The sequence below is a fragment of the Haloferax mediterranei ATCC 33500 genome (genome assembly GCF_000306765.2).
Classification (GTDB): Archaea; Halobacteriota; Halobacteria; order Halobacteriales; family Haloferacaceae; genus Haloferax; species Haloferax mediterranei.
This window is the reverse complement of the sequence record NC_017941.2, coordinates 2,613,642-2,639,377: the sequence shown is the minus strand read 5'-3', so window position 1 is coordinate 2,639,377 and position 25,736 is coordinate 2,613,642. Positions and strand designations below refer to the sequence as shown.

Sequence of the window (25,736 nt, the reverse complement as noted above, 5' to 3'; positions counted from 1 at the left end):
CGGCTCAGGTGTTGTTGAGCATCGTCACAAGGGGCTCGGAGGGGGTAACCTTCGTCACCGCCGCCCGTGAGGGACTAGGCCGGTGGCACATTTCACGGTTTTCATCGACCGGTGTCGTCGTCTTGGTCGTCCCACGCTTCGAGTTCGGCGTGTTCCACCGTAACCTTCGAAACGCCTTCAGCGTCGAGAACCCCGTCTTCGGTGACGACGCCCGCCACGAACTCCTCGGGAACGACCTCGAAAAGCGGGTTTTCAGTCTTCACCGACTCCTCGCCGTCGTACAACGAACCGTCGTCTTCACCAACAAACTCGTCATCACTGCGTATCTTGTCGCGGGCGCAGACCGTGAAGAACGGAACTCCGCCGCGGTCGGCCGCGAGCGCGACGGGGTAACTCCCGACCTTGTTGACGACGGCACCCGACGCGAGAACCGAGTCGGCACCGACGAGCACGCAGTCGACCTCGCCCGACGCGACGAGGTTCGGAAGCGCCGCATCGGTGGTGAGTGTGGTTTCGATGCCCGCTCGCGCCAACGTTTCGACGACGGTGACGCCTTCAAGTCCGGGTCGTGATTCGGCGACGACGACACTTGGCTGTGCATCTTTGAGTGCCGCGACGACTGTACCGGAGCGAGAGAGCGTCGCAACCCGGTCGAAGTCGCGCTTGCGGAGGAGTTGTGCCGCCTCCGCCGCCGCGGTTTCGTCGGCGACGACCGCGCTGTCGATTTCCGCTTCGGTGCGGCGGCGGATTCCCTCCGGACTCCGGTCGGCGTCCGCCATCACCCGATTAACGCGGTTGCCGACGGCGGTCATGCTGGGACGGGCGTCGCGGAGTTCCCGGGCGAGCGAGACCAAATCATCTCGCGATTCTGCCTCGACTGCGGTGTCACGCAGCACCTCCAGTGCGCGGATTGAAATCCAGGCTGAGCCGTGCGTCTCGTCGTCACGAACGGTTTCGACGGTCGGCGCAACGCGGCGATAGGTCGACCATAACCCGGGGACTGTCTCGCGGTTCGGGATTTCGGTCGGGTGGACCCACTCAACTTCGGCGAGTTCCTCGTTCGGGTCGACTGTGCGGTCCGCCACGTCGAACAGAAACGGGTGGACGGTCCACTCTCGGCCGTCGTCGGTGATGGACAGCGGCTGGCCCGAGCGGACGAGTTCGGCATCGGTGACGCCGACTTCCTCTCTGAGTTCTCGCCGAGCGTCGACCTCGGTGTTTTCGGGGTCTCCCTCGACGTAGCCTGAGACCCCAGCCCAGCGCCCTTGGTACGTTCCGACTTCGTCACTCCGGCGCGTGAGGAGAACGCGCCCGCCGTGTCGAAGGAACGCGGTGGCGACGTGCGTCATATCGTGAACTACGTCGGCAACTGACAAAACGCCTATTCAGACTGGTGTTGTGGTGTTACTATGCGACTCGCTATTTTGAGCGATACGCACGTTCCGGGCCGGGTCGACGCCATTCCGATGTGGGTCGAAGACCGCGTCCGGGCGGCCGACCTCGTGATTCACGCGGGCGATTTCGACTCGGCGGAAACGCTCGAACACCTCCGTTCCCTCTCGTCGAGATTCGTCGGCGTCTGTGGAAACGTCGACCCACCAGAGATTGACCTCCCCTTCGTCGAGGTCGTCGAATTCAATGGACTCACCTTCGTCGTTACGCACGGCACGGGGACGAGAACGGGGTACTTGTCTCGCGTCGCTGAGGTCGTCAGAGACGCCGCGGGAACCGGCGCGGTCGGCATCGCCGGCCACATCCACGAAGTGCTTGACGAGGTCGTCGATGGTATCCGCATCCTGAATCCGGGTACTGCGACGGCTGCGAACCCGAGTGACGACGCGACGATGATGGTCGGCTCGGTCGTCGACGGGTCGCTTTCAGTCGAGGTCGTTCGCGGCGGGTGACGTGGCGAGTTGCTGCTGTTCGCTCGTGGGGCATATCGTCGTAGTGCAGCGATTTCCTGCTCGGGACTCGAACCACGGTGTCGACTCCCGGAACCCGAAACAGACGGATGGCTACGATACTCCCTGTCGATGGCTACGATACTCCCTGTCAGTCGTCCGTCACTGGCTCAGTATAGAACTCGCGTACGTCGTACTCCTCGTATCGAACGCGTTCTTCGGGCGAGTGAAAATTCGGTTCGAGACCGGCGAACTCGACCCCGCACGCGAACGCCCCAAACCGGTCCCGATAGAACGAGACGTGAAACGCTCCGAACCGCGTCATATCGACCGGCGTCGGACTGGTCCCCGTCTTTTCGGCGAGGAGATACAGTTCCGCGAAGAGGACGTGATTGTTCAACCGGAACGAACCCCGATTTCCAGTCAACGGATGGACATCCCTCTCGATTCGGTCGCGGATTGACTGCGGAACGCGACCGACGTATTCGAGGTACGCCTCGACTGTGTGTTCCCCCATCGGGTCGATCGGCCGGTCGTGCATACTATGTGGTTTGTTCACAATGGCTTAATCGTACCGCGGGTTCTCAGACTTCGACCCCAACTGTGATACCGGCCCGGTTCGCCAACACCCCGTTGTTTTTCACTGCCGTCTTCCTCCCGTCCCGTATGGAGTTGTTTCCCGTCCCCGACGTCCCCGAGATTCGTGAGGGCGACGACCTTGCGGCCCTCATCTCGGAGCGCGTCGACCTTCGCCCCGGTGACGTGGTCTGTGTCGCGTCGACGGTCGTTTCGAAGGCCGAAGGGCGGTTCGCCGACCTCGACGATTTCCCCGCCGGTCCGCGGGCCCGCGAACTCGCCGCCCGACTCTCGGAACTAACGGACGACGAGAAGGATCCGCGATTCGCGCAGGCCGTCCTCGAAGAGAGCGTCGACCTCGTGATGGACGAACCGTTCCTCCTGACCGAGACGCGATTCGGCCACGTCGGCGTCAACGCCGGCATCGACCGGTCGAACGTCCCCGACCACGACTTGCTGTTGCTCCCCAAGCGCCCGAACAAGTCGGCCGAGCGCATCTGCGCCGGTATCACCGCCGACCGCGTCATCGTCTCCGATACTTGCGGTCGACCCTTCAGACACGGCCAGCGCGGCGTCGCTCTCGGCTGGGCCGGACTGAGCGCGTCACGAGACTGGCGCGGCGAAACCGACCGCGACGGCCGCGAACTCGGCGTCACCGTCGAAAGCGTCGTCGACGAACTCGCCGCCGCGGCCAACCTCGTACAGGGCGAGGGCGACGACGGCACGCCGGTCGTCGTCGTCCGCAACTTCGAGTGGGGCGACCACGGCGAAAGCGAGGCCCACTTCCGCGACATCGACGGCGATTTCGTGCGACAGGCGCTCCGCGACTGGAGCTACGAACCCTAAGAACCCTCTTTCCTTCATCACATCACATCCATGCTCGGACTCGAACTCACCCCGGAACACCCGGTAGCCGACCTCGTCGAACTGGGCACGCAGGCGGAACGCGAGGGCTACGACTCGCTTTTCGTCTCGTGTCACTACAACAACCGCGACCCCTTCGCGGTCCTCGCGCGACTCGCCGCCGAGACGGACGATATCCGCCTCGGACCCGGCGTCGCCAACCCCTACGAAATGCACCCCGTGACGCTCGCCGCGAAGGTCGCGACCGTCGCTGAATCCTCCGGCGGGCGCGGCCTCCTCGGCATCGGCCCCGGCGACCCATCGACGCTCCGAAACCTTGGTCTGGAGGACGAACGCGGCCTCCGCTCCGTCTTGGAGGCGTTCAAAGTCGCACAGGACCTCTGGAACGGAAAGCGCGTCTCTCACGACGGTACCTTCGAAGCCAACGACGCCGGACTCAACTTCGACGTGCCCGGCGAGATTCCGGTCTACGTCGGCGGCGAAGGCCCGCACATGTGTCGCATGGCGGGCAAGCACGCCGATGGCTTGCTGTTCAACGGCTCTCACCCTGACGACCTCGCGTGGGCCCGCGAGCAAGTCGATATCGGCCGCGAGGACCGCCCCGACGAACGTGGCGAGTTTACACTCGCTGCCTACGCAAGCGTCTCCATCTCGGAAGACGAGGACGCGGCCCGCGAGGCTGCCCGGCCGCCGGTCGCGTTCATCACTGCGGGAGCGGCCCCGCCGGTCCTCGATAGACACGGTATCGACGCCGAGCGTGCGAGCGACATCGGTGAAAAAATCTCGGCTGGGGCGTTCTCCGAGGCGTTCGGCCTCGTCACGCCGGCGATGATAGACGCCTTCTCGATGGCCGGGTCGCCCGACGATGTGGCCGACCAGATGGCCGCAGTGCGCGACTACGCGGACGGTATCGTGGTCGGGTCACCAATCGGTCCCGACCTCGAAGAAGCGATTACTCTTGCTGCGGAGGCATACTGCGTGACCGAGCAGTAGCGCCGATGCCAATCTCCGCGCCGAGTGCGCCGAGGACGAGGTACGCGAACGCGCCCACCGACGCGAGAATAAACAGGTTCCCGAAGACGAAGTTTATCGTCGAAAGCGGGTCGCTCAGCGCCACATCGGCGAACGTCACCACAAGTTCGAGGACGCTCTGGATGAGCGCCACGACGAAATCCGTGAGTGTTGCCATAGGCGAGTCTCGGGATTCGGGGATATTGATTGTGTGGGTTTCGCACGGCGGCGGTGGTGGCGGAGTAACACTCTGTCGGCGACTGTCGGCACCGATAAGGGCCGCGCCCACCGACTCAGAGCCATGCCGAACCGCTCGCTTGACGATTACTTCGCTGAGGACGACGAAGAGACGGAGTCTACCGAGTTATCGACTGCCGACACGGACGGAGAGGACGATGCCGAAGCGGACTCCGAGAGCGACACCGTTGCCGACATGGGGAGTGACACGAAAGGCGACGCCGAAGCAGACTCCGAGAACAGCGTACACACACTCGCAACCTACCGCTGGAACCCTGACGGGACACCGTGCCCGCAATGTGGCGAATCGGTCGAAAAGCGGTGGCTCGACGGCGACGAGTACGTCTGTATCGACTGCAAAGACTGGTAGTCGCTGCTCTCCGGTTGTGGTGCTGTAGCAACCGTGTGGTATTCAGTTGGTAAGTAATTGGTATATATGTGGTGTCTATGCGCAACCATCTTGCTACTAGTTAGCAAACATTCGGTAGCAGACTGCACACAAAACGAATCTACCCGCGCCGGCCGCTCCGACGGCCGAAGCCGCGGACGAACGTCTCTTCGTCGATGGAGAGGACCGTCGGCCGACCGTGCGGGCAGGCGTAGGGCGTCTCGCACGACCCGAGGCGTTCGACTAACCGCGTCGCGTCCTCGTCCGTGAGGTCGTCACCGGCTTTGATGGACGGGTGACACGCGAGGTCTTTGAGCAACTCGTCGCGGGGGTCGGAGACATCGCCTGCTGCGACATCGGCAACCACGTCAGTGAGCGCATCCGGGCTAAATGGCCGTCCGAGCGGTGCTGGCACGGCCCCGACGCGGTATGTTCCGTCACCGAACTCGGCGATACGGAAGCCGAGGGCCTCGACAACGCCCCGGTTCGCTTCGAGGAGCGCTACGTCGGTCGACGAGAGCGAGACGGTCGCTGGTGGGTCGACCGCGACAGAGTCGATTCCCGCGGTTTCGACGGCCTCACGGAGTCGTTCGTAGTTGATGCGTTCGTGGGCGGCGTGTTGGTCCACGACGAGCAGGTCGTCGTCGGCCTCACAGAGCAGGTACAACTCACGGAAGCGACCGATGACGCGAATCTCGTCGAAGACCGACTCGGCAGAGACCGGTTCGAGCGAACTGTCGAGGTCCATCGCCAACTCGCCGCTCCGCCGGAGGTCGGCGGTCGAGAGCGCGTCGCGGACGCTCGATTCGACGGCCTCGGCCACCGCGTCTGCGTCCCTGAAGCCCACTTCGTCCTTCGCGGGGTGGACGTTGTGGTCGACCCATTCGGGAGGGAGGTTGACGCGAACGACGCCAACTGGCTCGCGGCCGTCCGGGAGCAGCGTTCCATAGCCCTCGACAACCGCCCGCCTGATTCGTGGCTCGGCGAGAGCACGGCCGTTCACCGAGACGTGGACGTGGTCCCGGCGAGAGCGCGTCACGTCCGGGTAGCACAGTAGCCCGTCGATTTCGACGGTAGCCGTCTCGCCGCCCGCTTTTACCTCGCGCACCGAGTCGAAAGTGGACGCGTGGCTCGCCGCATCGCGTCCGTAGACTGCGAGCATCACGTCCGCGAACCGGCCCGTTCCGGGCGTGGTGAGGGTTTCGTGCCCGTCGTGCCGAAGGACGAACCGAACGTCCGGACGGGTCAGCGCGTACCGCGTGACGACCGCCGAGATGCGGGCAAATTCTGCTTTCGGCGAGGCGAGCGCCTTTTTCCGGGCCGGGCGGTCGGCGAAGAGGTCGGTGACTTCGACGGTCGTCCCTTTCGCGCGGCCCGCGGGCGAGACAGTTGTTTCGTCGTCTTCGACCACGACTCGCGTTCCTCGCGGTCCGCCGGTGTTGGTCGTCAGTTCGAGGCGGGAGACCGCGGCGATGCTCGGGAGGGCTTCGCCCCGGAAGCCGAGCGTCTCGACGGTTTCGATGTCGTCAGCCTCCGTCAATTTGCTCGTCGTGTGGTGCTCGACGGCGAGTTCGGCGTCCGATTCGGACATTCCGTGGCCGTCGTCAGCAACGCGAATTCGGTCGGTTCCGTCACCTCCGACCTCGATTTCGACGGTTCCAGCACCCGCGTCGAGGGCGTTTTCGACCAGTTCGACCACGACGCTCGCGGGTCGGGTAGCGACCTCTCCGGCGGCGATTTTCGAGCGGGTCTGTGGGTCGAGTCGGTGAATCATTCGAGGTGGCCTTTGAGTTCCGAGAGGAGGTTGAGCGCCTCCAGTGGGGTGGTATCAACCAAATCAGCCTCGCGGAGTCGGTCGGCGACGACTTCGAGTTCGGGAGCCGGCTCGGCATTCGATTTCGCCACGTCACGAGTTTCTCCCTCGCTGTGGCCGTTCTCCAGTCCATCGACGTACGCCGCAAGCGTCCCGTCTCCGGCTGTTTCGGTATGGTCGGTTGCTCCGGCTTTTCCATTCGCGGCAGCACCGACCGTGTTCATTTCGGCCTCGTTAGATACGTCTTCTTCCACGAGGTTCCGCGCACGGTCGACCACGGTCGAGGGGACGCCCGCCAGATGAGCCACTTCGACCCCGTACGAGGACGACGAGGGACCGTCGGCGACGCTGTGGAGGAAGGTGACCTCGCCGTCGCGCTGGGTGGCGGTGAAGTGGAGGTTGAACACGCCGTCGCGGTCGGCGGCGGCGTCGGTCAGGTCGTGATAGTGTGTGGCGAAGAGTGTCATCGCGCCGACTTCGTCGTGGACGAACTCGGTTGCGGCGCGGGCGATAGCCAACCCGTCGGCCGTCGAGGTGCCGCGGCCGACCTCGTCGAGGAGGACGAGCGAGTCGTCGGTGGCGTTGTGGAGAATCTCGGTCAACTCGCTCATCTCGCGCATGAACGTCGATTGGCCACCCGCGATGTCGTCAGAGGCACCGATGCGGGTGAACACGCGGTCAACGACCGGCAACCGGGCCGCATCGGCGGGGACGAAACTCCCCATCTGGGCGAGGATGCAGACGAGCGCCACCTGCCGCATGTACGTCGACTTGCCGGACATATTCGGTCCAGTGATGAGCGCAACGCCGCCCTGTGGAATCGACGCCGGATTTGGGACGAACTCGCCTTGGGCGCGCTCGACGACAGGGTGTCTTCCGGCGTCGATCTCGATGCCTTCTCCGTCGAACTTCGCGTTCGACGTGTTCTCGCCGCCACCAGCACTACCGCCGTGGAACTCCGGCCGGGCGTAGTCGTTGGCGACGGCCACGTCGGCGAGGGTGCGCAACACATCGAGGTCGGCCAACACGTCCGCGACGGCTTGGATGCGCTCCGATTCCGTGGCCACGTCGGCGCGAACCTCGCAGAAGAGGTCGTATTCGAGGGCGTCGGCCCGGTCGGCGGCCCGGAGAATCTCGTCTTCGCGCTCCTTCAATTCGGGCGTGTAGAAGCGCTCGGAGTTCTTCAGCGTCTGGCGGCGGACGTAGTCGTCGGGCACGCGGTCGAGATTCGGATTCGTCACCTCGATGTAGTAGCCGTGGACCTGATTGTAGCCGACTTCGAGGGAGTCGATGCCGGTTCGTTCGCGCTCCTGTACTTCGAGGTTCGAAACCCACTCGCGGCCGTCTTCGGCGGTGCCGCGGAGGTCGTCGAGTTCGGCATTGAACCCGTCGGCGATGACGCCGCCTTCGGTAATCTCCTGCGGCGGGTCGGTGACGATTGCGCGACCGACGAGGTCGCGAACACATTCGAGTTCGTCTAGCGAGTCACGGAGTTTGGAGAGGAGCGCGGAGTCGGTCTCTGCGAGACTTTCGCGAATTTCGGGAACGCGGTCGAGCGTCGTCTTCAGGGAGCGAAGGTCGCGGGCGTTCGCTCGCTCGCGCGAGACCCGGGCGACCAGACGTTCGAGGTCGTAGACCGACGAGAGGTGGTCTCGAAGGTCGGCCCGCGAGAGCGCGTCGTCGCAGAGGGCGTCCACCGCGTCCAGTCGCGCCTCGATGGCCTCGCGGTCTACGAGCGGGCGACGAAGCCACGCTTCGAGTCGGCGGCGACCCAGTGCGCAGGCCGTCTCGTCGAGGACCGAAAAGAGCGTGCTTCCGGCGCGGGTGCTCCGCGAGTCGAACAGTTCGAGGCTCTGGATGGCCGTCGCGTCGAGTTGGAGGAACTCACGGGGGTCGAAGCGCGTCACCCGAGTCACGTACTCCAGTTTCGAATCGCCCTGTGCGTACTCCGCGTAGGCGAGGAGCGCGCCGACCGCCCGGAGTTCTGCATCAGAGTCGACGACGGCCTCGGGGCGCGGCGCGTACTGAGAAAGCGTCTCTCTCGCTGCTCCCGGCTCGAATGCTTCCGGTTCGAACGGCGTTTGCATCGGGTCGAACGAGAGCGACGGCAGGTCGCAGTTCGGCCCGACGACGAGTTCGGCGGGCGCGAGGCGTTCCAGTTCTTCGAGTGCCAAGGCCCTGTCAGCGCCCGTAACGAGACACTCACCGGTCGAGACATCGACGACGGCGATGCCGTATTCGTCGTCACTTCTGTTCTTGCTACTCTTTGCGACTGCGCCGAGGTAGGTCGCCCGTCCCGCTTCCAGTAGCTCTTCGTCGACGACGGTCCCCGGCGTGATGAGTTGTGTGACGGCGCGGTCCACCAAGCCGGAGGCTTCCGAGGCGTCTTCGACCTGCTCGGCGAGCGCGACGCGATAGCCTGCGTCGAGCAGTCGTTCGAGGTAGCCCGCCGCGTTATCGATGGGAATGCCGGCCATCGGCCACGTCCCGGTCGAGTCCTCGCGCTTGGTGAGCGTGACCTCACAGGTTCGTGCGACCGCTTTCGCCGCACCACAGAACGCCTCGTAGAAGTCGCCGACCTGGAACAGTACGACCGCGTCATCGTGGGTCTCACAGAGGTCGGCGTACTGCGAGAGCATGGGCGTCAGGTCGTCTCGCACTTCCAGCATCTCCGGCGGTGCGCCGTACACCGCCTCGCGCTGGGCGTCCGAATTCATACCCGGTACCGGGTTGCCGAGCGATAAAAACGCCCGGGAACGGCCCGCTCGGGAGTCACCCGTTTCGTGTAAGAATTCCGACTGTCCGGCGTTTCCTTGGGTCATCTCGACTGTTCGGCGTTCTCTTGGGGCACCTCACCCGTCCGGCGGTTCTCTTGGGTGATGTGTGCGCACACCCAGCAAGGTTAGGTAGATTGAGATAATAATACTGAACAGAGACCCGTCCGGCTTTGCAGTCCAGTCGGCGGGACATCCGGATTATCAATGACTGATGCACATGCAGACTCCGACTTCGACTCCGCGCAGTCGGCCGAGGCGGTCTCGGACCTTGCAACGCGAATCTCCGAGAACGTCGAACGCGTCATCGTCGGCCACCACGACGCGATAGAAGATATCATCGTGACGCTGTTCGCCCGCGGTCACCTCCTCTTGGAGGACGTTCCGGGCGTGGGAAAGACGATGCTCGCCCGCGCTATCGCCACCTCCATCGAAGGCTCGTTCGAGCGCATTCAGTTTACCCCCGACCTCCTGCCGTCGGACGTGACCGGCGTGAACGTCTTCAATCAACAGACGAGTGAGTTCGAATTCCGCGAAGGCCCGGTGTTCGGAAACGTCGTCCTCGGCGACGAGATAAACCGCGCACCGCCGAAGACGCAGGCCGCGCTCCTCGAAGTAATGGAGGAGTTGCAGGTCACCGTCGACGGCGTCACACGACGGGTTCCCGACCCCTTCACGGTCATCGCGACACAGAACGACGTCGAACCCGACCGAACCTACGACCTCCCGTTGGCCGAACTCGACCGGTTCATGAAGAAGATTCATCTGGGCTATCCGAACGAAGCCGAAGAGACCGAACTACTCGGCCGCGTTTCCGGCCATCATCCGATAGAGTCGCTTGAACCAGTCGCAACAGCGGCCGACGTTCGAGACGCCCGTGAGACCATCCTCGGCGTAACCGTGAGCGAACCCGTTCGGCGCTACGTCTCGCGACTCGCCGCCGACACCCGAGAACGCGCACATCTCGGCGTGAGTCCGCGCGGCTCGATTGCGCTCATCCGCGCCGCGCAGGCCCGCGCCGCGCTCGACGCCCGCGACTACGTCGTTCCCGACGACGTACAGCGCGAGGTTCGGAGCGTCTGGGCGCACCGCATTCGGACGACGAGTGGCGAATCCGGGGTTGATGTGGTCGAACGAGCGGTCGAGTACACCCCGGTCGAATGAGACTGACTCGCCGTGGCTGGGTCGCGCTGGTAGTCGTCGTACTCGGGGTGGTGAACGCCGTCGCGTTCGGACCGCGGGCGCTCAACGCCGTCGTCATCCCGGTCGTCGTCGCCCTCGTTGTTGGGGCGGTACAGGTATGGCGGGCCTCCCCGCCGCGAGTCGTTCGTGACCCACCTGACGACGGTTTCCCGGGTGAAACACACACAGTCTCACTTACTATTGAGGCCGACAGGGCGTTTCCGGCGACGACGACGGACGCGCTCTCGGACGGTCTCTCGGGAGAGGCGACAATCGAGTCGGTCGTCGGCGACGGGCGACGTTCGTACGACGTGACGTACCGCGCTCGCGGCCCGGCGACGATTGGCCCGGTGACTATCGTCGCACACGACCTCCTCAGCCTGTTCTCGAAGTCCTTCACTGTCGGCGAAACGACCGAGGTACTCGTTTTTCCCCGCGTTCGGTCGCTCACCGCGACGGCTCGGCGCAACCTCTCGGCGCTCGTTACGCGCCAACTAACCGACGACCGCGACGAGTTCGACCGTCTCCGCGAGTACGTTCCGGGCGACTCGCTCCGCGATATCCACTGGAAATCGAGCGCCAAATCGGGCGACCTCGTGGTGAAGGCGTACAACGACCGCGCTGCATCCGACGCAGTGGCCGTCTCGGTCGGCACGTCGGACGGCTACGAAGACGATGTGGCTGAGGCGGCCGCGACGCTCTGTTGTTCACTCCTCGATGTGGGCATCCCGGTCCGTCTCACGACGCCCGCTGGCATCGTCGATGCGGCACCCGGCGACGGACGGCGTATCCTCGCTCACCTCTCGCGGATGCGGACGGGCGTGGTCCCGGACGAGACCGCTGAAGTCGTCGTCCGCGGTGACGCCGGACGGACACACGTGCGGATTGCCGGGCGCGAGACGACGTTCGACCAACTTCGGGTGAGCGAGACCACGGACACGGGTGCCTCTGCGGATGGCCGGTCCGGCGACGGTGGAATAGGTCAGTCTGGACGACACGGGGTGACAGCATGAGTACCGAATCGCCCCGCAGACGGTCGTCTTCGACGGAAGCGACCGATTCGACGGCGCAGCACACGGTCTTTGGAATCCCCGCGAATCTGTTGGCCGTGGCCGGAACGCTCGTCCTCCTCGGGACGTTCCTCACCGTACTCTACGACATCACCGACGTGGTCGGTCGACGCACCCAGTTTGTCCTTCTCGCGGCCGGAACGCTCGTCCTCGCGACCATTGTCGGGCGCACGGTTCGACCGCGCGTCGCACTCGCTCTCGGCGCACTCATCGCCGGTGGCGGCTTCGCTGCGTACTTTCTTGCACTCCCGCCGAGTCAACTCGCGTTGCTCTCACCGGAGCGAATCCTCGCCGACTCGCTGGCGTTGCTCAGCGGCCTGTCGGCGCTCCGCCTGCTCTCTGCGGACGTATGGGCGCTCGCAGTAACGCCCGGTCCGACGTTTCTCGCGTGGTACCTCGCTGTCCGGGGTCGTATCGCCCCCGCGGTCGCCATCGCCGGGAGCGGCCTCGGATTGTTCGTTCTGACGACCGACGCGACCGGAACGCTCACGTTCGTCGGCATCGCCGCGGGCATGGCGGCGGTTGGCTTCGACGGTATCGACCGATTCGGTCGCGACGGCGGCCAACTCGACGTCCTTACCATCGTTCTCGCCGCGATGATTGTCCTCTCGGCCAGTGTCACGGTGCTCCCCGGTGCGGGCGCGTCGCCCGTCATCCCGAGCGGCGGCGTGGCCGAGCAACCGACCGTCGAAGCCAGTCTGGTGAGCGCAAGCGACCGCATCTCCGTCATCGGGAGCATCAGTCTCTCGCCGAAGGTTCGGTTCGAGGTCGAGAGCACGTCGCCGTCGTACTGGCAGACAGCCTCGTTCGACCGATATACGGGCGACGGGTGGGTTCGTACCGGCGATGCTGAACCCTACTCAGGCGGACGACTGACTGGCCCAAAGGGACCGTCACGGCTGGTCGAACAGACTGTCTCGCCGGCGACACCGCTCGATGCGATGCCCGCGGCGTGGCGACCGGTCGCCGTCAACGGGGATGTTGCATCCGAGACGCTCGTCACCCAGCAAGGGAATATCCGACCCAGTCGGACTATCGGCACGGACGAGACCTACAACGTGACGAGCGCCGTCCCGCAGTACACCCCGGCATCACTCCGGCGAACCGGAACCGACTACCCGGACGAGATTCGCGAGCGCTATCTTGTGCTCCCCGACAGCACGTCTGACCGCGTTCGCGAGCACGCCGCCGAGATAACAGCCACTGCGGAGACACCCTACGACAAGGCCGTCGCCGTCGAGAAATGGCTCGAAACGAACAAGAACTACTCCTTGCAGGTGTCGCGTCCGGACGGAGACATCGCCGAATCGTTCCTCTTCGAGATGGAGGAGGGATACTGCACCTACTATGCTTCGACGATGGTCGTCCTCCTGCGCTCTGAGGGCGTTCCGGCGCGCTTCGTAACCGGCTACACGACAGGCGAACGCGTTGGTGACGACCGGTACGTCGTTCGCGGCCTCGACTCGCACGCGTGGGTCGAGGTGTACTTCGAGGACACCGGATGGGTTCGCTTCGACCCGACGCCCACAGGCCCCCGGCGGAACGCCGAATCGACGGCGCTCGACGACGCCCGAACCGAGGGTCTTGCGGGAGTCGACACCAACGAGACGAAAGATGAGGAGAACACGTTCGAGGAGGTTACGCCAACTCCCACCGAGACGCCGAACGAGACGGAATCGAACACGACGACCGAAAACCGCCGCCCTCCCAGCCTCGACGAGCGCCTCGGTATCACCCCAACCGCCAGTAACACGACGGGCACGGATGACACGGGCGGCGGATTCAATCCGACGTTACCGTCGCGGGAGACGCTGTTTGTTGGCTTTGCCGCCCTCGTCGGTCTCGTCGCGGGCGTCCGTCGGACTCGGTTCCCGGACCAACTTCGCTTTGTGACCACCGCGGCATATCAGCGACGAACTGACTCGCCAGCACACGACGTGTTCCGCGCGTACGACCGTCTGGAACTCGCACTCGAACGCGAATATCGACCGCGCCGCCCCGGCGAGACGGTTCGGCACTACCTCGACGCACTCTCTCGGGTCGGCCTCGACGAACGAACTCGGCACGTCGGTCGAATCTACGAGCGCGCCCGGTACGGCCACGGCGTCACCCGGGCGGACGCTGATGAAGCAATCGCTGTGGCGAACACTGCCGTTAGGTCGCGTCTGCCGGTTGTCAGACGCTGGACGAACTGAATCGCGTCACTTTTTCTGTGTGCGCACACAGGAACGTCCAATGGCGACACGACACGCTGTCTCCGCACTGCTATGTGCCGTGCTCTGTGTGCTTGCCGTGGCCGCACCAGTCACGGCACAGGGGTCAGCAACCGGCCCCGGTGTCGAGCCTCTCGTCCAGCAGGGCGTCGAGCCTGACAGCACGCGTATCGTCGTCGATGTCGACGCGAGTGGCGATGCTCGCTGGGAAATCCAATACTGGACCCGACTCGACGACCAGAACACCACCGACGCCTTCCAGTCGTTACAGGAAGACGTACGAGCCAACCCGGGCGATTACACGGCCGCGTTCGCGGACCGTATCAACTCGACGGTCACCGCCGCGGAGAACGCGACCGGTCGCGAGATGGCCGAGACGAACATCTCTGTCTCGGCCGAAACGCGGTCGCTTCCCGACAGCTATGGCGTCGTCACTTACTCGTTCGACTGGTCCAACTTCGCGGCGGTCGACGGTGACCGAATCGTCGTCGGCGATTCCATCGAGGGTTTTTTCCTCGATAGCAGTTCCCGACTTATCGTCTCGTGGCCCGACGAGTACGGCGCGGTGACGGTCGAACCGTCGGCCGACGATACGCGAGAAAACACGGCTATCTGGCGCGGTTCCCAAACCGAATTCGTCTCGGGTGAACCCAGCGTCGTCCTCGAACGCGGCGCGGGTGGACCCGGGACGACGCAGAGTCCGACGCCGGACACGGCAGACAGTCCCTTCTCCACGACAGGCGCGCTCGCCGCACTTGCCCTCGTGGCGATACTTGTCGGTGGTGCAGCTATGTACCTCCGGTCACGCGGAGTATTCGGTGGCGGCGAACCCTCGTCAGCCGATAGCGTTGAAACGACAGGGCCAACCGCTGGTCCGGGCGCTGCCAGCGACACAGCCGCCGAAGCGGATTCGGGCGACGAGGGGAGCGTGGCAGGTCCCGAACCGTCGGCCGACGAGGCTGGCGACGAGACCCCGAGTCCACCGTCCGAACTCCTCAGCAACGAAGAGCGCGTCCTTCGCCTCATCGAGTCTCGCGGCGGCCGCGTCAAGCAACAGGAAGTCGCCGGCGCGCTCGACTGGACCGACGCGAAGACGAGCAAGGTCGTTCGCGGGATGCGCGACGAGGGTACCATCGAAGGCTTCCGCCTCGGCCGCGAAAACGTACTTAGGCTGCCAGAAGACGACGATTCCGAGGACCAATAAAAGGCTTACGACCGTTCACGGTTCTCAGTACCTGCTAATCGGGAGACGGAGGCGTGTTGGTTTGGAACCCCCAAACTGCCGTTAACTGGAGTTGATTCGCGGCCACGACCGCACGCTTATATTGAATCGGGAGTCCAACAGTGGCGTGATGAGCCGACGAACCGCTGCACTTGCTGTCGCTGCGCTCGTGTTGCTGGCGACGGTGGGTGCACCGCTCGCTATTGCCGCCCCGAGTAGTCCGACACAGACAGTTGCCGCTGTCTCTGACGGGCCACTCACAGCTCCTGCTGCCCAGAGTTCAACGAACAACAGCACCGAATCCCCGCCCGCCAACGCCGCCGCCTCACAGACGCCACCTGGACAGAAACTCGCCGCTGTTATCGGCGTTCAGGGGTCCGAGACAGACGGTGAACTCGAACGCCGAGCGTTCGAGACACGTCTCTCCAAGGCGAACTCTAACAGTTCAAAGGCGGCCGTCGTCGCCCAACAGGTCGAGACGGTCCGCGGGCGACTGACTGACCTCCAACAGCGCAAAGCACGACTCGACGCACGTCGTGAGAACGGGACGATTCCTGAGGGCCAGTACCGGGTTAAGATGACTCGGACGGTTGCGGATATCGAACGGACCAAGTCGATGTTGAACCGGACCTCGGACGCCGCTTCGTCGGTCCCCGCCGAAGCCCTGCGTGAGCGCGGGGTCGATACCGCCGACCTCGACAGACTCCGTACTCGGGCGAGCGAACTCACCGGACCGGAAGTGGCCGAGATGGCCCGTGGCCTCACGGGCGACAACCCCGGAAAGGGTCTCGAACGAGCAAGGTCGGGCGACGATAAAAACGAGTCCGACGACAACCGAGGCAGGCCGAACGACGTTGGTCCGGGTGCTGTCCCGGGAAATGGTAATTCGGGAGGGAACAACTCGACAGAGAACGCCAGCGACACTAGCTCCTCCAACAAGAAGTCTGGAAATGGTCCCGCTGACGACGACCGCACCAACTCTCCCGACACGCCGCCGGGCCGAGACGCGAAAGCCAAAGACGCCGACCACGGAAACCCGTTTGTGACGACGGACGACGAGTCCACTGAAGACGGAACGGAGGCGACAGCAGACGGTGACACGGAGACGACCACCGCCGATAGCGAAACGTCGTCCACCGACGATTCGAATACCTAATTCGGGCGACCACACCCTTTCTCCCGATACTGTTTAATATCCCCATCCTGTAGGTCCACACTGTAATGTCGGAAGTCTGCTCGACGTGCGGGCTCCCTGAAGAGCTCTGCGTCTGCGAGGACGTCGCTAAAGAGTCTCAGGAGATTGTCATCCGCATCGACGAGCGCCGCTACGGAAAAGAGGTTACAGTCATCGAGGGATTCGATCCGAAGGACGTCGACATGGATAGCCTGTCGTCGGACCTGAAATCGAAATTCGCCTGTGGTGGGACCGTGGAAGACGATTCCATCGAACTCCAAGGCAACCACCGCGGCCGAGTGGGGGATTTCCTCCGCGAAAAGGGGTTCAACGTCGCGTGACCGACCTCTAAACTAGCCCGACGTCGAGTTATTTTTGTGACCAAGCCGTCGAGAGCGACTGCACTAGCTCGACTGCGCGTTGCGTTGATACTACCGGCTGTAAGTCCGTGAAGCATTTCGGCACCTTGGGGTGCCGAATATCTTGAACCAGTTACAGCCGACAGTCTGAACTACTCGCCACCAGCAGTCGCTTCGTCGAGGCCCTCTTCGAGTGGTCCCTCCCACTCGTTGAGGCCACCGGCCATACTCTCGATTTGCGCGTCTTGGGTCCCCTCGTAGGACGATAGCAGTCGGACCGCCTGTATACTCGCTTCTCCCCGGGGACAGACGGTGATGATGTGGTCCGCGCCCGCGACGCGCCCGAGATGCGACACGAGGTTGACGAGCGGGATGTTGATGCTTCCGGGGATGTGACCCAACTCGAACTCCGCTTCCGTGCTCACGTCGACGACGACCGGTGGGTCGTCGCTGTCGAGGAGCGACTGGACTTCCGCGGGCGGGATTTCTTCGACTGACACGTTACAATAACCCCTCTTCGTACGCGAGCAGGACGCCTTCGAGCGTGGCGTCGTTTGTCGGCGACTCGGTCGCGCGTTCGACGACTTCGTCGACTGGGACCGCACGAACCGAGAGGAACTCGTTGTCGTCTAAGTCGCGCTCGACCGGCGTGAGTCCCTCCGCGAAGACGAAGCCGCGTCGGTGACGGAGCACGCCAGTTGAACACCACACGTCGCCGATGACCGAAGCCGAATCGGCGGCGAACCCGGTTTCCTCACGGAGTTCGCGCACTGCGGCATCCGTGAAAGACTCGCCCTGTTCGACGATTCCCGCGGGCAGTTCGAGTTGCGTCTGGCGGATGGTCGGACGGTACTGCTCGACGAAGACGACGTGGTCGTCGGCGACGGCGATGACGACGACGGCAGTCGCCAGTTCGGCCCAGTAGTAGCGTTTCGTGGTGCCGTTCGGCTGTTTGACGAGGTCGTACCCGCCGGTGAACCAGCCCGTTTCGTACTCGGTCTCCGATTCGAGCACCGGCCACTCGGGGTCAGGAAGTTGTTCGTGCCGACGGCCGTCGTCGGTCATTGGTCGCCTCCGTCGCCGTCTGTATCGTCTCTGTTGTCTTCGTCGCCGTCTGTATCGTCTCTGTTGTCTTCGTCGCCGTCTGTATCGTCTCTGTTGTCTTCGTCGCTACCTGTGTCGCCTTCGTGTTCTTCACCGTCACCCGTGTCGTCGTTGTCTTCGTCTCCTCCCTCAAGAATTGCATCACGGTAGACGCGTCCGAAGGCGTTGCGGCGGAGCGTGCTTACCGCGGCCTCGCGTTCGTTCTGGAAGGTCGTCGCGATGACCGTCTCAGCGAACGGAATCGCGTGCCACGCGACGCGCTCGACATCGGGGTTGCCCAGTTCGACCACCTCGTAGTCCGGGTGGTCCGAACGCCAGTCGTCGAATTCGGCTCGCGACCCGACGCGAACCGCCAGTGACTCGGCGAACAGCGCGTTGCGGACGGTCTCGACGACCTCGCCGGTCACGCGGTCTCGGTACTCGTCGCGGTCGAAGTCCATCGCTTTGGCTGTCTCTCTGACGACCACCTGCGCTGTCGGCCCAACGCGGTCGAAGGCCGTTTCGGCGTCAGCGAGCGACTCCGGAGAAATCGTCCCGTGGGTTTCCATCGCCCATCGATTCGAGGGCCGGGCTTACGACTCTTTCTCGTCGGCGTCGTCGTCCGAGTTGCGCTGGTCGGCATCCTCGGTCCCGACTTCGTCGCCGTTTGCACCGCCCTCGTCGCCGTTTGCTCCACTCTCGTCGCCGTTTGCTCCACTCTCGTCGTCATTCGTTCCTCCCTCGTCGTCTTGCATCTCCTCAGTGAGCGACCTCGCCTCCTCGAAAATGCGTGCCGCGTCACCGGACAGCGGTTCCGACCCGTCTCGGCCGCCGAACTGGGGTGTCTGACCGTGTCCGTGTTCGTGTCCGATTCCATGCTCGTGGCCGTGTCCGTGCTTGTGGCGCTGCGTGCGGTCGACCGTGTCTTCGAACACTTCGTCGAACTCGTGTTCCTCCGCGAAGTCGGAAACGACTGGCCCGAGCGAATCGGGATTCATCGAATCCCAGTCGGGCGCGTGTTCGTCCAGCCACGTCTCGTGGTCGTCACCGTGGACGATGGCTTGCAACGCGAGGTGGTTCGCGAGATGCGTCTCGTCGCGTTGCGGTGCGTCGCAGACCGGACAGGCGTATCCCATACCGGCCGGTAGTGGCTGAGTGTACCAAAACCCGTCGCAGTTTACTCGAAAGAGGGAGGAAGCGGTCGTGGCGTCCGCAATGGTGCGGTGTGGTGTGGTTGTGGTGTGCGGACTGCCGACGAGTGGCCACGGCGCACCCCTCTGTGGTGTGTCCTATGGTGGTGGTGGTAATTGCGTCGCGATGCTGTTAGGTAGACGTGACCATGACCGTCCCGTCGGCCCAGACGGTCACGTCACAGGCAGCGTACCGAAACCGGACTCGCCCGCGTGCAGAGCCCTTCGATCCACGCACAATCGGTTCGCCCGACGCTGGTTCCCGGGACAGCGGGGCGAACAGTCGACTGAGCGCATCCGGGTCGATGGTTTCGGAGAGTGGTGGAAGCTCAGAAACGTCTTTATCAATTAGTTGGGCGGTCGCCGAAACGACAGTCACAGCGAGTGTGTCTTGTCCATCCCAATCATGTCGAGCGACAACCTCTTCGCTCGTGCCAGTGTTCCATCCCACATCATTGCCCTGTAATACGCGAGTTTCGTCCATGGTTCGGTTCGCGTCGGCGAGATGCCGACATCTACCCTGTCGGCAGTTGTGGATATATCGCTCCCTGCTATCCAACTAGTGGTGTCTCCTGTGACGACTCTATTCACCTAGAGTCCTGACTGAGAAACAATTGGTAACACGCCTCATTCGAAGACGTGTTCGACAAGCTTCCGTTCGGCGGCGCGAAGGTGGTACTGGAACGTCGGCGCGCTGATGTCGAACGTCTCGGCAAGCGTCTCCGCCGTACTGCGACGCGGCCACTCGTAGAATCCCGCGAGGTGTGCCGCCCGAATCGACTCGTACTGGCGGTCCGTCCACGCATCGCGTATCTCGGAGACGAACGTCGCCGGTGACGTGGCTCCTTCGGTACAGGTCCGACGAGACAGGAGGCTCGTGCCGGGGTAGTTCGTATCGAGTGCGTCGACGAACGACCGGACGCGAATCCGCTCCGGAACTTCGACTGTGAGCGTGGTCTGTGTTCCTGACGCGTGCAGTGCGCAGAGCGTTGCCTCGGAGGCGTACAGTGTCTCGAATAACGATTCTCGCGGAAGACGAAGTTCGAATAGATGTTCTGACCCATCCGTCGAGAGTTGTCTGACACGAGTCGCAACGTCCCGTCCCGCATCGGCCACGTCGTCGGGGGCTGCGTCGGTGACGATAAACGCGATGACGGAGCCATCCGACTGCGGGATGACTCCAGTGAGGTTCACCTCGTGGCCGACGCGCTGAGCGAGACGGGTGAGTGAGAGTCGGTCGCCACCGAGTTGGACCTGGAGTTGTGTCTGTCGTTCTGTCAGCATGGCATCGGCGCGATTCGTCGCGGTGATGGCGTAGCCTACGGTCTCTCCGAGTTCCGTGAGGAGGCCGTCTTCGTTCGCGATGGTCTCCTGTTCGTTTGCGTGGACGACGAACAACGCTTCGACCCGGTCGTCGGCAACCGCGGGGATGACTGCAATAGACCGGAATCCGTAGGCGAGCGCATCGCCCCGGTGGTCCGCCCATGCGAGGTCGTCGAGCACGTCGTCGACGGTCTGTATCTCGCCCGTCTCGATGGCGTCGGTGAGCAGACCGAACAGCGGCGCGTTCGTCGCTACCTCACCGAGTCTATCTATGTAGGCGGCATCCGCTCCGTGTACGGTGTCTGGCGGTGGCCGGAACTCGTCGTCGACCTCGCTCGCTTCGGCATGCCAGACGACGCTGTAAGGGGCTGCATCGGCGAGATGCTCGGACACGGCGGAGAGTGCCTCGCCACGGGTTGGGGCACGAATGAGCGACTGAATGACGTTTCGGATAGTCGTGTTTATCCGGTTGAGTTTCGTGAGCGCCTTGTTCTGTCTGGCAAGTCGCTTGTCGCGCTCGCGTAACTCGGTTTCTGCGTCGATTCGCTCCAGTAACTCTTCGACGGTGGCAGACAGCAAGTTCACGAGTTCGACGTCGACCTCGTTCGGGGCGACGGTTCCCGGATGGCCGGTGACGAGGACGCCGTGTCGACCGAGTGGCGCAGCGATAACTTGTTCTGCGCCATCGACGACATCCCCGCCCAGTATCACCTCGACAACGCGAACCTCGCCGGTGACGAACGCCTCCCAGACGCCGCCGTCGCTGATACCGCTACTGGGCGGCTTCTCACCCAGACCCGACCCCTCCTCGCCGACGCGAGTGAGAGCGGTTCGGTCCTCGTCGAAGACGAACAACTCAGTTCGAGCGTCGCCGAGTACCTCGTCACAGGTTTCGACGGCGGCGTCGAGAACCGCCTCCCGGTTGGTTGCACTCATCATCTCACGTGTTCGTTCGTGAAGTGTCGCCAGTAACTGCTCGTAGCGGTGTCGTTGCGTCACGTCGCGAAGCACGCCGACCGACCCGACTTTTTCGCCGTCGACGACGAGTGGTGTCCGGTGGTTTTCGACCCGAACCACGCCGTTGTCGGGCGTCTCTAGCTCGAACTCGACTATCTGCGTCGATGTCGCCACAAAGGCGTTATCACTGCTGTCGGTTGGGTCGTCGCCGTCACCGCCGTCGGTTGGGTCGTGGGTTCCGACGATGTGACTCGCAGGCGAGCCAATGACCTGCTCGCGCGTCAGTCCCGTGAGACGCTCGAACGCGGGGTTGATGGCGGTGAACCGTCCGTCGGCGTCGATCGCGTATACCGCGTCGGCGACGGCGTCCACCATTCGGACGTACTGCTCGGCCGCTGCTTCTCGTTCCTGTTGTTCGAGGCGGTCGCGATGGGACTGTCTAAAGCGGTATTCCGAAAGCGCTCGCTGGACACGAGTGGCGACCCGCGACAGCGTTTCGGGGTCGTCGTACACGACATAATCCGTCGCGCCCGCGTCGAGAACCCGCTTGGCGACGCGCTCGTCGTCGGTCGCAACGACGACTGGAACGTCAAGTCCGTGTTCGCGAATATTGCGGGTAAATTCGGCTTCGTCACCGTCTGCGAGCGGGACAGCGAGGACGACACAGTGGATAACCGACGCTGCATCGAGAAGTTCCACGTAGGCAGCGAATCCGCTTTTGACGTGGCGGATGGTTGTGTCCTCGGAACGTGAGTCGAACGACGATTCGAGGGAATCCACAAAACCGCCGTCGTCACTTACACAGAGAACTTCGGCTGGCGGTGACACAATCGAAGTACGACCGTGTCCATGATAAGGACTCCCACGAACTTCACCGCGCTTGTGTCAGTCAGATTTCCACTCGCTGAGGTCCAGAACCATGATATAGGCGTCTTCCCCGTTGCCGTAGTAGCCGGGAATTCGACGGGCGGATTCGAAGCCGACGCTCCGGTAGAGCCGTATCGCCGGGTCGTTAGAGACGCGAACTTCGAGTTTGACGACGGTCGCTCCTGCGATGGTCATCGCCGCCAGTGACTGTACGAGTAGTCGCCGTCCAAGTCCGTTTCCGCGGGCGTCTTCTCGGACCGCGAGGTCCTTGACGTGGCCGATATCGTTGCCGTGGTTCGGCATCACGTCGGCGACGACGTAGCCGAGGACCTCGTTTTCGCGAGTCGCCACAAGGAATGCGGGTTCGTCGACGAATAGCTCGAACGCCGAGTATGGCCACGGCTCTGAGAAACACGCCCGCTCGATGCGGAGCACGTCGAGTAAATCGGCGCGGTCAGCTTGCCGGATGACCACGTTGTCGGCGAGTGCGTCGTCGAACTCCCTCACATTCGGCGGTATGTGACGGTGATGGAAAAGCACGCGGCTTCGCTCGTGTGTGAGTTACGGTCGAATATCGTTTGTAATCGGTCGAATGAATGGCGCTCACCGGGTCGAATGAATGGCGCTCACCGAGTCGAATGAATGGCGCTCACGGTGCGGCCGCTCACCGGCCGAAAAACGTGAGAATATTGGGTGTGGACTTAGTCGTCCGCGGGCGCTGCGCCGCCTTCGGCCTGCTGCTTCGTGAGAGGCAGCTTACCACCGGCGGTGAGAATACGACGCTCACGCTCGGAGGCGTGCAGGTCCGCCGTCGCTTCCCAGTCGCCGTTCACGCGGATGGTGAACTCTTCCTGGCCGGATTTGACGCCTTCGGCCACGTCGTCGACGATTTCGATGTCGTCGCCCTGTTCGAGCTTCTCGTAGGTCTCCTCGTCGATGGCGAGAGGGACGATACCGAAGTTGAACAGGTTCGCCTTGTGGATGCGGGCGAACGACTGCGCGAGGACGGTCTCGATGCCGAGGTACATCGGACACATCGCGGCGTGTTCGCGGGAGGAACCCTGACCGTAGTTCTCGCCAGCGACGAGAACACCGGAACCGGCTTCCTTGGCGCGCTGTGCGAACGTCTCGTCGACACGCGAGAGCGTGAAGTCCGAGAGGCGCTCGATGTTCGAGCGGAACTTGAGGATGTCGGACGTTGCCGGGATGATGTGGTCGGTCGTGATGTTGTCCTCCATCTTCAGGAGCGCCTCACCCGAGATGTCGGCACCGAGTGGGTCCTGCAGTGGGACTTCGCCGATGTTCGGTCCCTTGATGAGGTCGTCGTCGATGGCGTCTTCCGCGTAGATGAGGTCCGTCTTGGAACCGTCGTACTCGTCGGGAAGCTCGACGCCGGGCGCTTCGAGGTCGTCGAGTTCGTCGGCGAGGTCGCGCGGGTCGATGATTTCGCCCTCGAGTGCCGCGGCGGCGGCGACCTGCGGCGAGCAGAGGTAGACGTTGTCGTCTTCGATACCGGAGCGACCCTCGAAGTTGCGGTTGAAGGTACGCAGGGAGATGGAGTCAGAGGCGGGCACGTGGCCGATACCGATACACGGTCCACAGGTCGCCTCGGAGACGTTGACGCCGGCCGCCATCATCTCAGCCGTCCAGCCTTCACGGGCCAGAATCTCGCCGGCCTGCTTCGAACCGGGTGCGACAATCATTTCGAGGTGCTTTGCGACTTCGCGGCCCTCGAACATCTTCGCGGCCGGGAGGATGTCCTCGTAGCCACCGTTCGTACAGGAACCGACGAGGACCTGCTCGACCTTCTTGCCGGCGACTTCGCGGACGGGCACGACCTTGTCGGGCATCGACGGGCAGGCGATGAGCGGTTCGAGGTCCGAGAGGTCGATGACGATTTCGTCGGCGTATTCCGCGTCGTCGTCGGCCGTCAGCTCGACGTACTCGTCGCCGCGGCCCTGGCGTTCGAGGTAGTCTTTGGTCTTTTCGTCCGTCTCGAAGATGGACGAGGTCGCGCCGAGTTCCGTCCCCATGTTGGTGATGGTCGTGCGCTCGGGCACGGAGAGCGATTCAGCACCGGGGCCGGAGTATTCGAAGACCTTGCCGACGCCGCCTTTGACGGTCTCGCGGCGGAGCATCTCGAGGATAACGTCCTTCGCAGAGGACCACTCGGGAAGCTCGCCTTCGAGGCGAACGTTGACGACTTCCGGCATCTCGACGTAGTACGCGCCGCCACCCATGGCGACGGCGATGTCGAGACCACCTGCACCGATGGCGAGCTGGCCGAGACCACCGGGAGTCGGCGTGTGCGAGTCGGAGCCGAGGAGCGTCTTGCCGGGTGCGGCGAAGTTCTCCTTGTGGACGTTGTGACAAATACCGTTACCGGGTCGGGAGAAGTGGGCACCGTATGTCCCGGCCGCGGAACGGAGGAAGCGGTGGTCGTCCGTGTTCTTGAAGTCGAACTGGTAGGTCTGGTGGTCACAGTACTGGGCTGCGAGTTCGGTCTGGGCCTCGTCGAGGTCGAGTGCCTCGAACTGGAGCCACACCATCGTCCCAGTCGTGTCCTGCATCAGGACCTGGTCGATTTCGATTCCAATTTCCTCTCCGGGGGTAAGTTCGCCCTCGACGAGGTGGTCCGAGAGAATCTTTTCCGTGAGCGTCTGTCCCATAACAGGCGAATGTCGATGGCCCTCGGATATAAATCCCGCGTACTTCCCTATCTTCGAACGTGAAGGATACCGCCGTCTCCGGGTTTCTAGCGTCTAAGGACCATTAAACTCCTTGGTGGTTCTTCCATGATAACCGTCCCCGAGGTTTATGTGTTGACTCGGGTTTCGCTACTGTTTTTGGCCCCCCCAACGCTGACCAATTATGTACCGCGCTGGCTCCTTCGTCGCACAGCATATCTCGCCAGTCACCGACGAACAGGTCCAACCCAATGGCGTGGACCTGACACTCGACTCGGTGCTCGAACAGGTCGAACCCGGCCGCATCGGTCGCGAGGGGAAGACAATCGGTGAGCGCCGCGAACTCGACCTCGCCGATGCCGATACGGAATCGTACCACCTCGAACCCGGTGGGTACGTCCTCCAATACGCCGAGACGGTCCACATCCCCGACGGACACGTTGGGTTCATCTATCCTCGCTCGTCGCTGATGCGGAACTCGTGTATGCTCAACACCGCCGTCTGGGACGCCGGCTACGAGGGCAAAGGGGAAGGACTGCTGCAAGTACACCACCCCATCGAACTCGAACGCGGCGCGCGAGTCGCGCAAATCGTACTCACGAAGGCGAACCACAACGAGACGTACGACGGGAGCTATCAGGGCGAACGAACCGACCCGACGCCCTAACGAACCGAACGACGGACAGTCCCGCCTCTCGGCCACCATCTCGCTCCAAAAATACGGGAGAAGTAGTAACGTACTAGTTCTCCCGACGTTCTCGGTAATGACGAATTTGTTTCAAGTCACTGGCCGGTCTATTATTAGCTTGCGGAGGAGTAGTGTCCGGGCCGAGCGAGGGGCGACC

24 protein-coding genes are annotated in these 25,736 nt (G+C 63.4%); 11 read left to right on the top strand and 13 right to left on the bottom strand.

Annotated elements, in window-relative coordinates:
- Positions 1 to 101 precede the first annotated feature (101 nt).
- The gene (locus tag HFX_RS13365; RefSeq protein WP_004059364.1) at positions 102 to 1,349 is read right to left on the bottom strand and encodes an NUDIX domain-containing protein; all 1,248 of its coding nucleotides are present in this window, start codon (positions 1,347 to 1,349) and stop codon (positions 102 to 104) included.
- Between the two features lie 60 nt (positions 1,350 to 1,409).
- On the opposite strand from HFX_RS13365, the gene HFX_RS13360 reads away from it, so the two are divergent.
- Complete coding sequence (locus HFX_RS13360; protein WP_004059365.1) at positions 1,410 to 1,904, top strand: metallophosphoesterase family protein; 495 nt, start codon at positions 1,410 to 1,412, stop codon at positions 1,902 to 1,904.
- 148 nt (positions 1,905 to 2,052) lie between these two features.
- On the opposite strand, the gene HFX_RS13355 is transcribed toward HFX_RS13360, so the two are convergent.
- On the bottom strand, positions 2,053 to 2,442 hold the full coding sequence (locus HFX_RS13355; RefSeq protein WP_004059366.1) for a homing endonuclease associated repeat-containing protein: 390 nt from the start codon (positions 2,440 to 2,442) through the stop codon (positions 2,053 to 2,055).
- A 125-nt stretch (positions 2,443 to 2,567) separates the two neighbouring features.
- Here HFX_RS13355 and HFX_RS13350 point away from each other — a divergent pair, with 125 nt between their 5' ends.
- Together HFX_RS13350 and HFX_RS13345 are read left to right on the top strand one after the other, a co-directional pair.
- Entirely contained in the window at positions 2,568 to 3,323 is a 756-nt protein-coding gene (locus HFX_RS13350; RefSeq protein WP_004059367.1) for a coenzyme F420-0:L-glutamate ligase, read from the top strand.
- A gap of 30 nt (positions 3,324 to 3,353) precedes the next feature.
- On the top strand, positions 3,354 to 4,334 hold the full coding sequence (locus HFX_RS13345) for a 5,10-methylenetetrahydromethanopterin reductase (protein ID WP_004059368.1): 981 nt from the start codon (positions 3,354 to 3,356) through the stop codon (positions 4,332 to 4,334).
- On the opposite strand, the gene HFX_RS13340 is transcribed toward HFX_RS13345, so the two are convergent.
- Positions 4,294 to 4,530 (bottom strand): hypothetical protein, encoded by a 237-nt coding sequence (locus HFX_RS13340; protein WP_004059369.1) that lies wholly within the window; start codon positions 4,528 to 4,530, stop codon positions 4,294 to 4,296. The two genes, HFX_RS13345 and HFX_RS13340, sit on opposite strands and share 41 nt — an antisense overlap.
- A gap of 123 nt (positions 4,531 to 4,653) precedes the next feature.
- On the opposite strand from HFX_RS13340, the gene HFX_RS13335 reads away from it, so the two are divergent.
- Positions 4,654 to 4,959 (top strand): zinc ribbon domain-containing protein, encoded by a 306-nt coding sequence (locus tag HFX_RS13335; protein ID WP_004059370.1) that lies wholly within the window; start codon positions 4,654 to 4,656, stop codon positions 4,957 to 4,959.
- Positions 4,960 to 5,098: 139 nt separating this feature from the next.
- Here HFX_RS13335 and mutL read toward each other — a convergent pair whose 3' ends face one another.
- Positions 5,099 to 6,751 (bottom strand): DNA mismatch repair endonuclease MutL, encoded by a 1,653-nt coding sequence (gene mutL / locus HFX_RS13330; protein WP_004059371.1) that lies wholly within the window; start codon positions 6,749 to 6,751, stop codon positions 5,099 to 5,101.
- Complete coding sequence (mutS, locus tag HFX_RS13325; RefSeq protein ID WP_004059373.1) at positions 6,748 to 9,507, bottom strand: DNA mismatch repair protein MutS; 2,760 nt, start codon at positions 9,505 to 9,507, stop codon at positions 6,748 to 6,750. Before mutS ends, mutL begins: the two co-directional genes overlap by 4 nt.
- A gap of 264 nt (positions 9,508 to 9,771) precedes the next feature.
- On the opposite strand from mutS, the gene HFX_RS13320 reads away from it, so the two are divergent.
- From HFX_RS13320 to yciH, 6 genes are all read left to right on the top strand, one after another.
- Positions 9,772 to 10,728, top strand: coding sequence for an AAA family ATPase (locus HFX_RS13320; protein WP_004059374.1), 957 nt, complete (start codon positions 9,772 to 9,774; stop codon positions 10,726 to 10,728).
- The gene (locus HFX_RS13315; RefSeq protein WP_004059381.1) at positions 10,725 to 11,759 is read left to right on the top strand and encodes a DUF58 domain-containing protein; all 1,035 of its coding nucleotides are present in this window, start codon (positions 10,725 to 10,727) and stop codon (positions 11,757 to 11,759) included. Before HFX_RS13320 ends, HFX_RS13315 begins: the two co-directional genes overlap by 4 nt.
- Positions 11,756 to 14,011, top strand: a complete 2,256-nt coding sequence (locus HFX_RS13310) for a transglutaminase TgpA family protein (RefSeq protein ID WP_004059383.1) — start codon at positions 11,756 to 11,758, stop codon at positions 14,009 to 14,011. The genes HFX_RS13315 and HFX_RS13310 overlap by 4 nt, the downstream gene beginning before the upstream one ends.
- Positions 14,012 to 14,051: 40 nt before the next feature.
- Positions 14,052 to 15,233 carry a helix-turn-helix transcriptional regulator gene (locus tag HFX_RS13305; protein WP_004059385.1) on the top strand — a complete coding sequence of 394 codons (1,182 nt, stop codon included), beginning with the start codon at positions 14,052 to 14,054 and terminating at the stop codon, positions 15,231 to 15,233.
- A 148-nt stretch (positions 15,234 to 15,381) separates the two neighbouring features.
- Positions 15,382 to 16,407, top strand: coding sequence for a hypothetical protein (locus HFX_RS13300; protein WP_004059387.1), 1,026 nt, complete (start codon positions 15,382 to 15,384; stop codon positions 16,405 to 16,407).
- 65 nt (positions 16,408 to 16,472) lie between these two features.
- Positions 16,473 to 16,766: a stress response translation initiation inhibitor YciH gene (gene yciH, locus HFX_RS13295; RefSeq protein WP_004059389.1), complete on the top strand. Its 294-nt coding sequence runs from the start codon at positions 16,473 to 16,475 to the stop codon at positions 16,764 to 16,766.
- Between the two features lie 170 nt (positions 16,767 to 16,936).
- On the opposite strand, the gene HFX_RS13290 is transcribed toward yciH, so the two are convergent.
- From HFX_RS13290 to HFX_RS13255, 8 genes are all read right to left on the bottom strand, one after another.
- Positions 16,937 to 17,284, bottom strand: a complete 348-nt coding sequence (locus HFX_RS13290; protein ID WP_004059391.1) for a rhodanese-like domain-containing protein — start codon at positions 17,282 to 17,284, stop codon at positions 16,937 to 16,939.
- A 1-nt stretch (position 17,285) separates the two neighbouring features.
- A complete protein-coding gene (locus HFX_RS13285; protein WP_004059404.1) occupies positions 17,286 to 17,849 on the bottom strand; it encodes an NUDIX hydrolase in 564 nt (187 codons plus the stop codon).
- A complete protein-coding gene (locus HFX_RS13280) occupies positions 17,846 to 18,436 on the bottom strand; it encodes a DUF5809 family protein (RefSeq protein WP_004059406.1) in 591 nt (196 codons plus the stop codon). Before HFX_RS13280 ends, HFX_RS13285 begins: the two co-directional genes overlap by 4 nt.
- Before the next feature lie 24 nt (positions 18,437 to 18,460).
- Positions 18,461 to 19,003, bottom strand: coding sequence for a DUF5810 domain-containing protein (locus tag HFX_RS13275; RefSeq protein WP_004059408.1), 543 nt, complete (start codon positions 19,001 to 19,003; stop codon positions 18,461 to 18,463).
- A 187-nt stretch (positions 19,004 to 19,190) separates the two neighbouring features.
- Entirely contained in the window at positions 19,191 to 19,541 is a 351-nt protein-coding gene (locus HFX_RS13270; RefSeq protein WP_004059410.1) for a HalOD1 output domain-containing protein, read from the bottom strand.
- A gap of 143 nt (positions 19,542 to 19,684) precedes the next feature.
- Positions 19,685 to 22,117: a bacterio-opsin activator domain-containing protein gene (locus HFX_RS13265; RefSeq protein WP_004059412.1), complete on the bottom strand. Its 2,433-nt coding sequence runs from the start codon at positions 22,115 to 22,117 to the stop codon at positions 19,685 to 19,687.
- A gap of 105 nt (positions 22,118 to 22,222) precedes the next feature.
- Entirely contained in the window at positions 22,223 to 22,711 is a 489-nt protein-coding gene (gene rimI / locus HFX_RS13260) for a ribosomal protein S18-alanine N-acetyltransferase (RefSeq protein ID WP_004059414.1), read from the bottom strand.
- Positions 22,712 to 22,905: 194 nt separating this feature from the next.
- Positions 22,906 to 24,873: an aconitate hydratase gene (locus tag HFX_RS13255; RefSeq protein WP_004059420.1), complete on the bottom strand. Its 1,968-nt coding sequence runs from the start codon at positions 24,871 to 24,873 to the stop codon at positions 22,906 to 22,908.
- A gap of 202 nt (positions 24,874 to 25,075) precedes the next feature.
- On the opposite strand from HFX_RS13255, the gene HFX_RS13250 reads away from it, so the two are divergent.
- Complete coding sequence (locus HFX_RS13250; RefSeq protein ID WP_004059422.1) at positions 25,076 to 25,558, top strand: deoxyuridine 5'-triphosphate nucleotidohydrolase; 483 nt, start codon at positions 25,076 to 25,078, stop codon at positions 25,556 to 25,558.
- Positions 25,559 to 25,736: the final 178 nt, after the last annotated feature.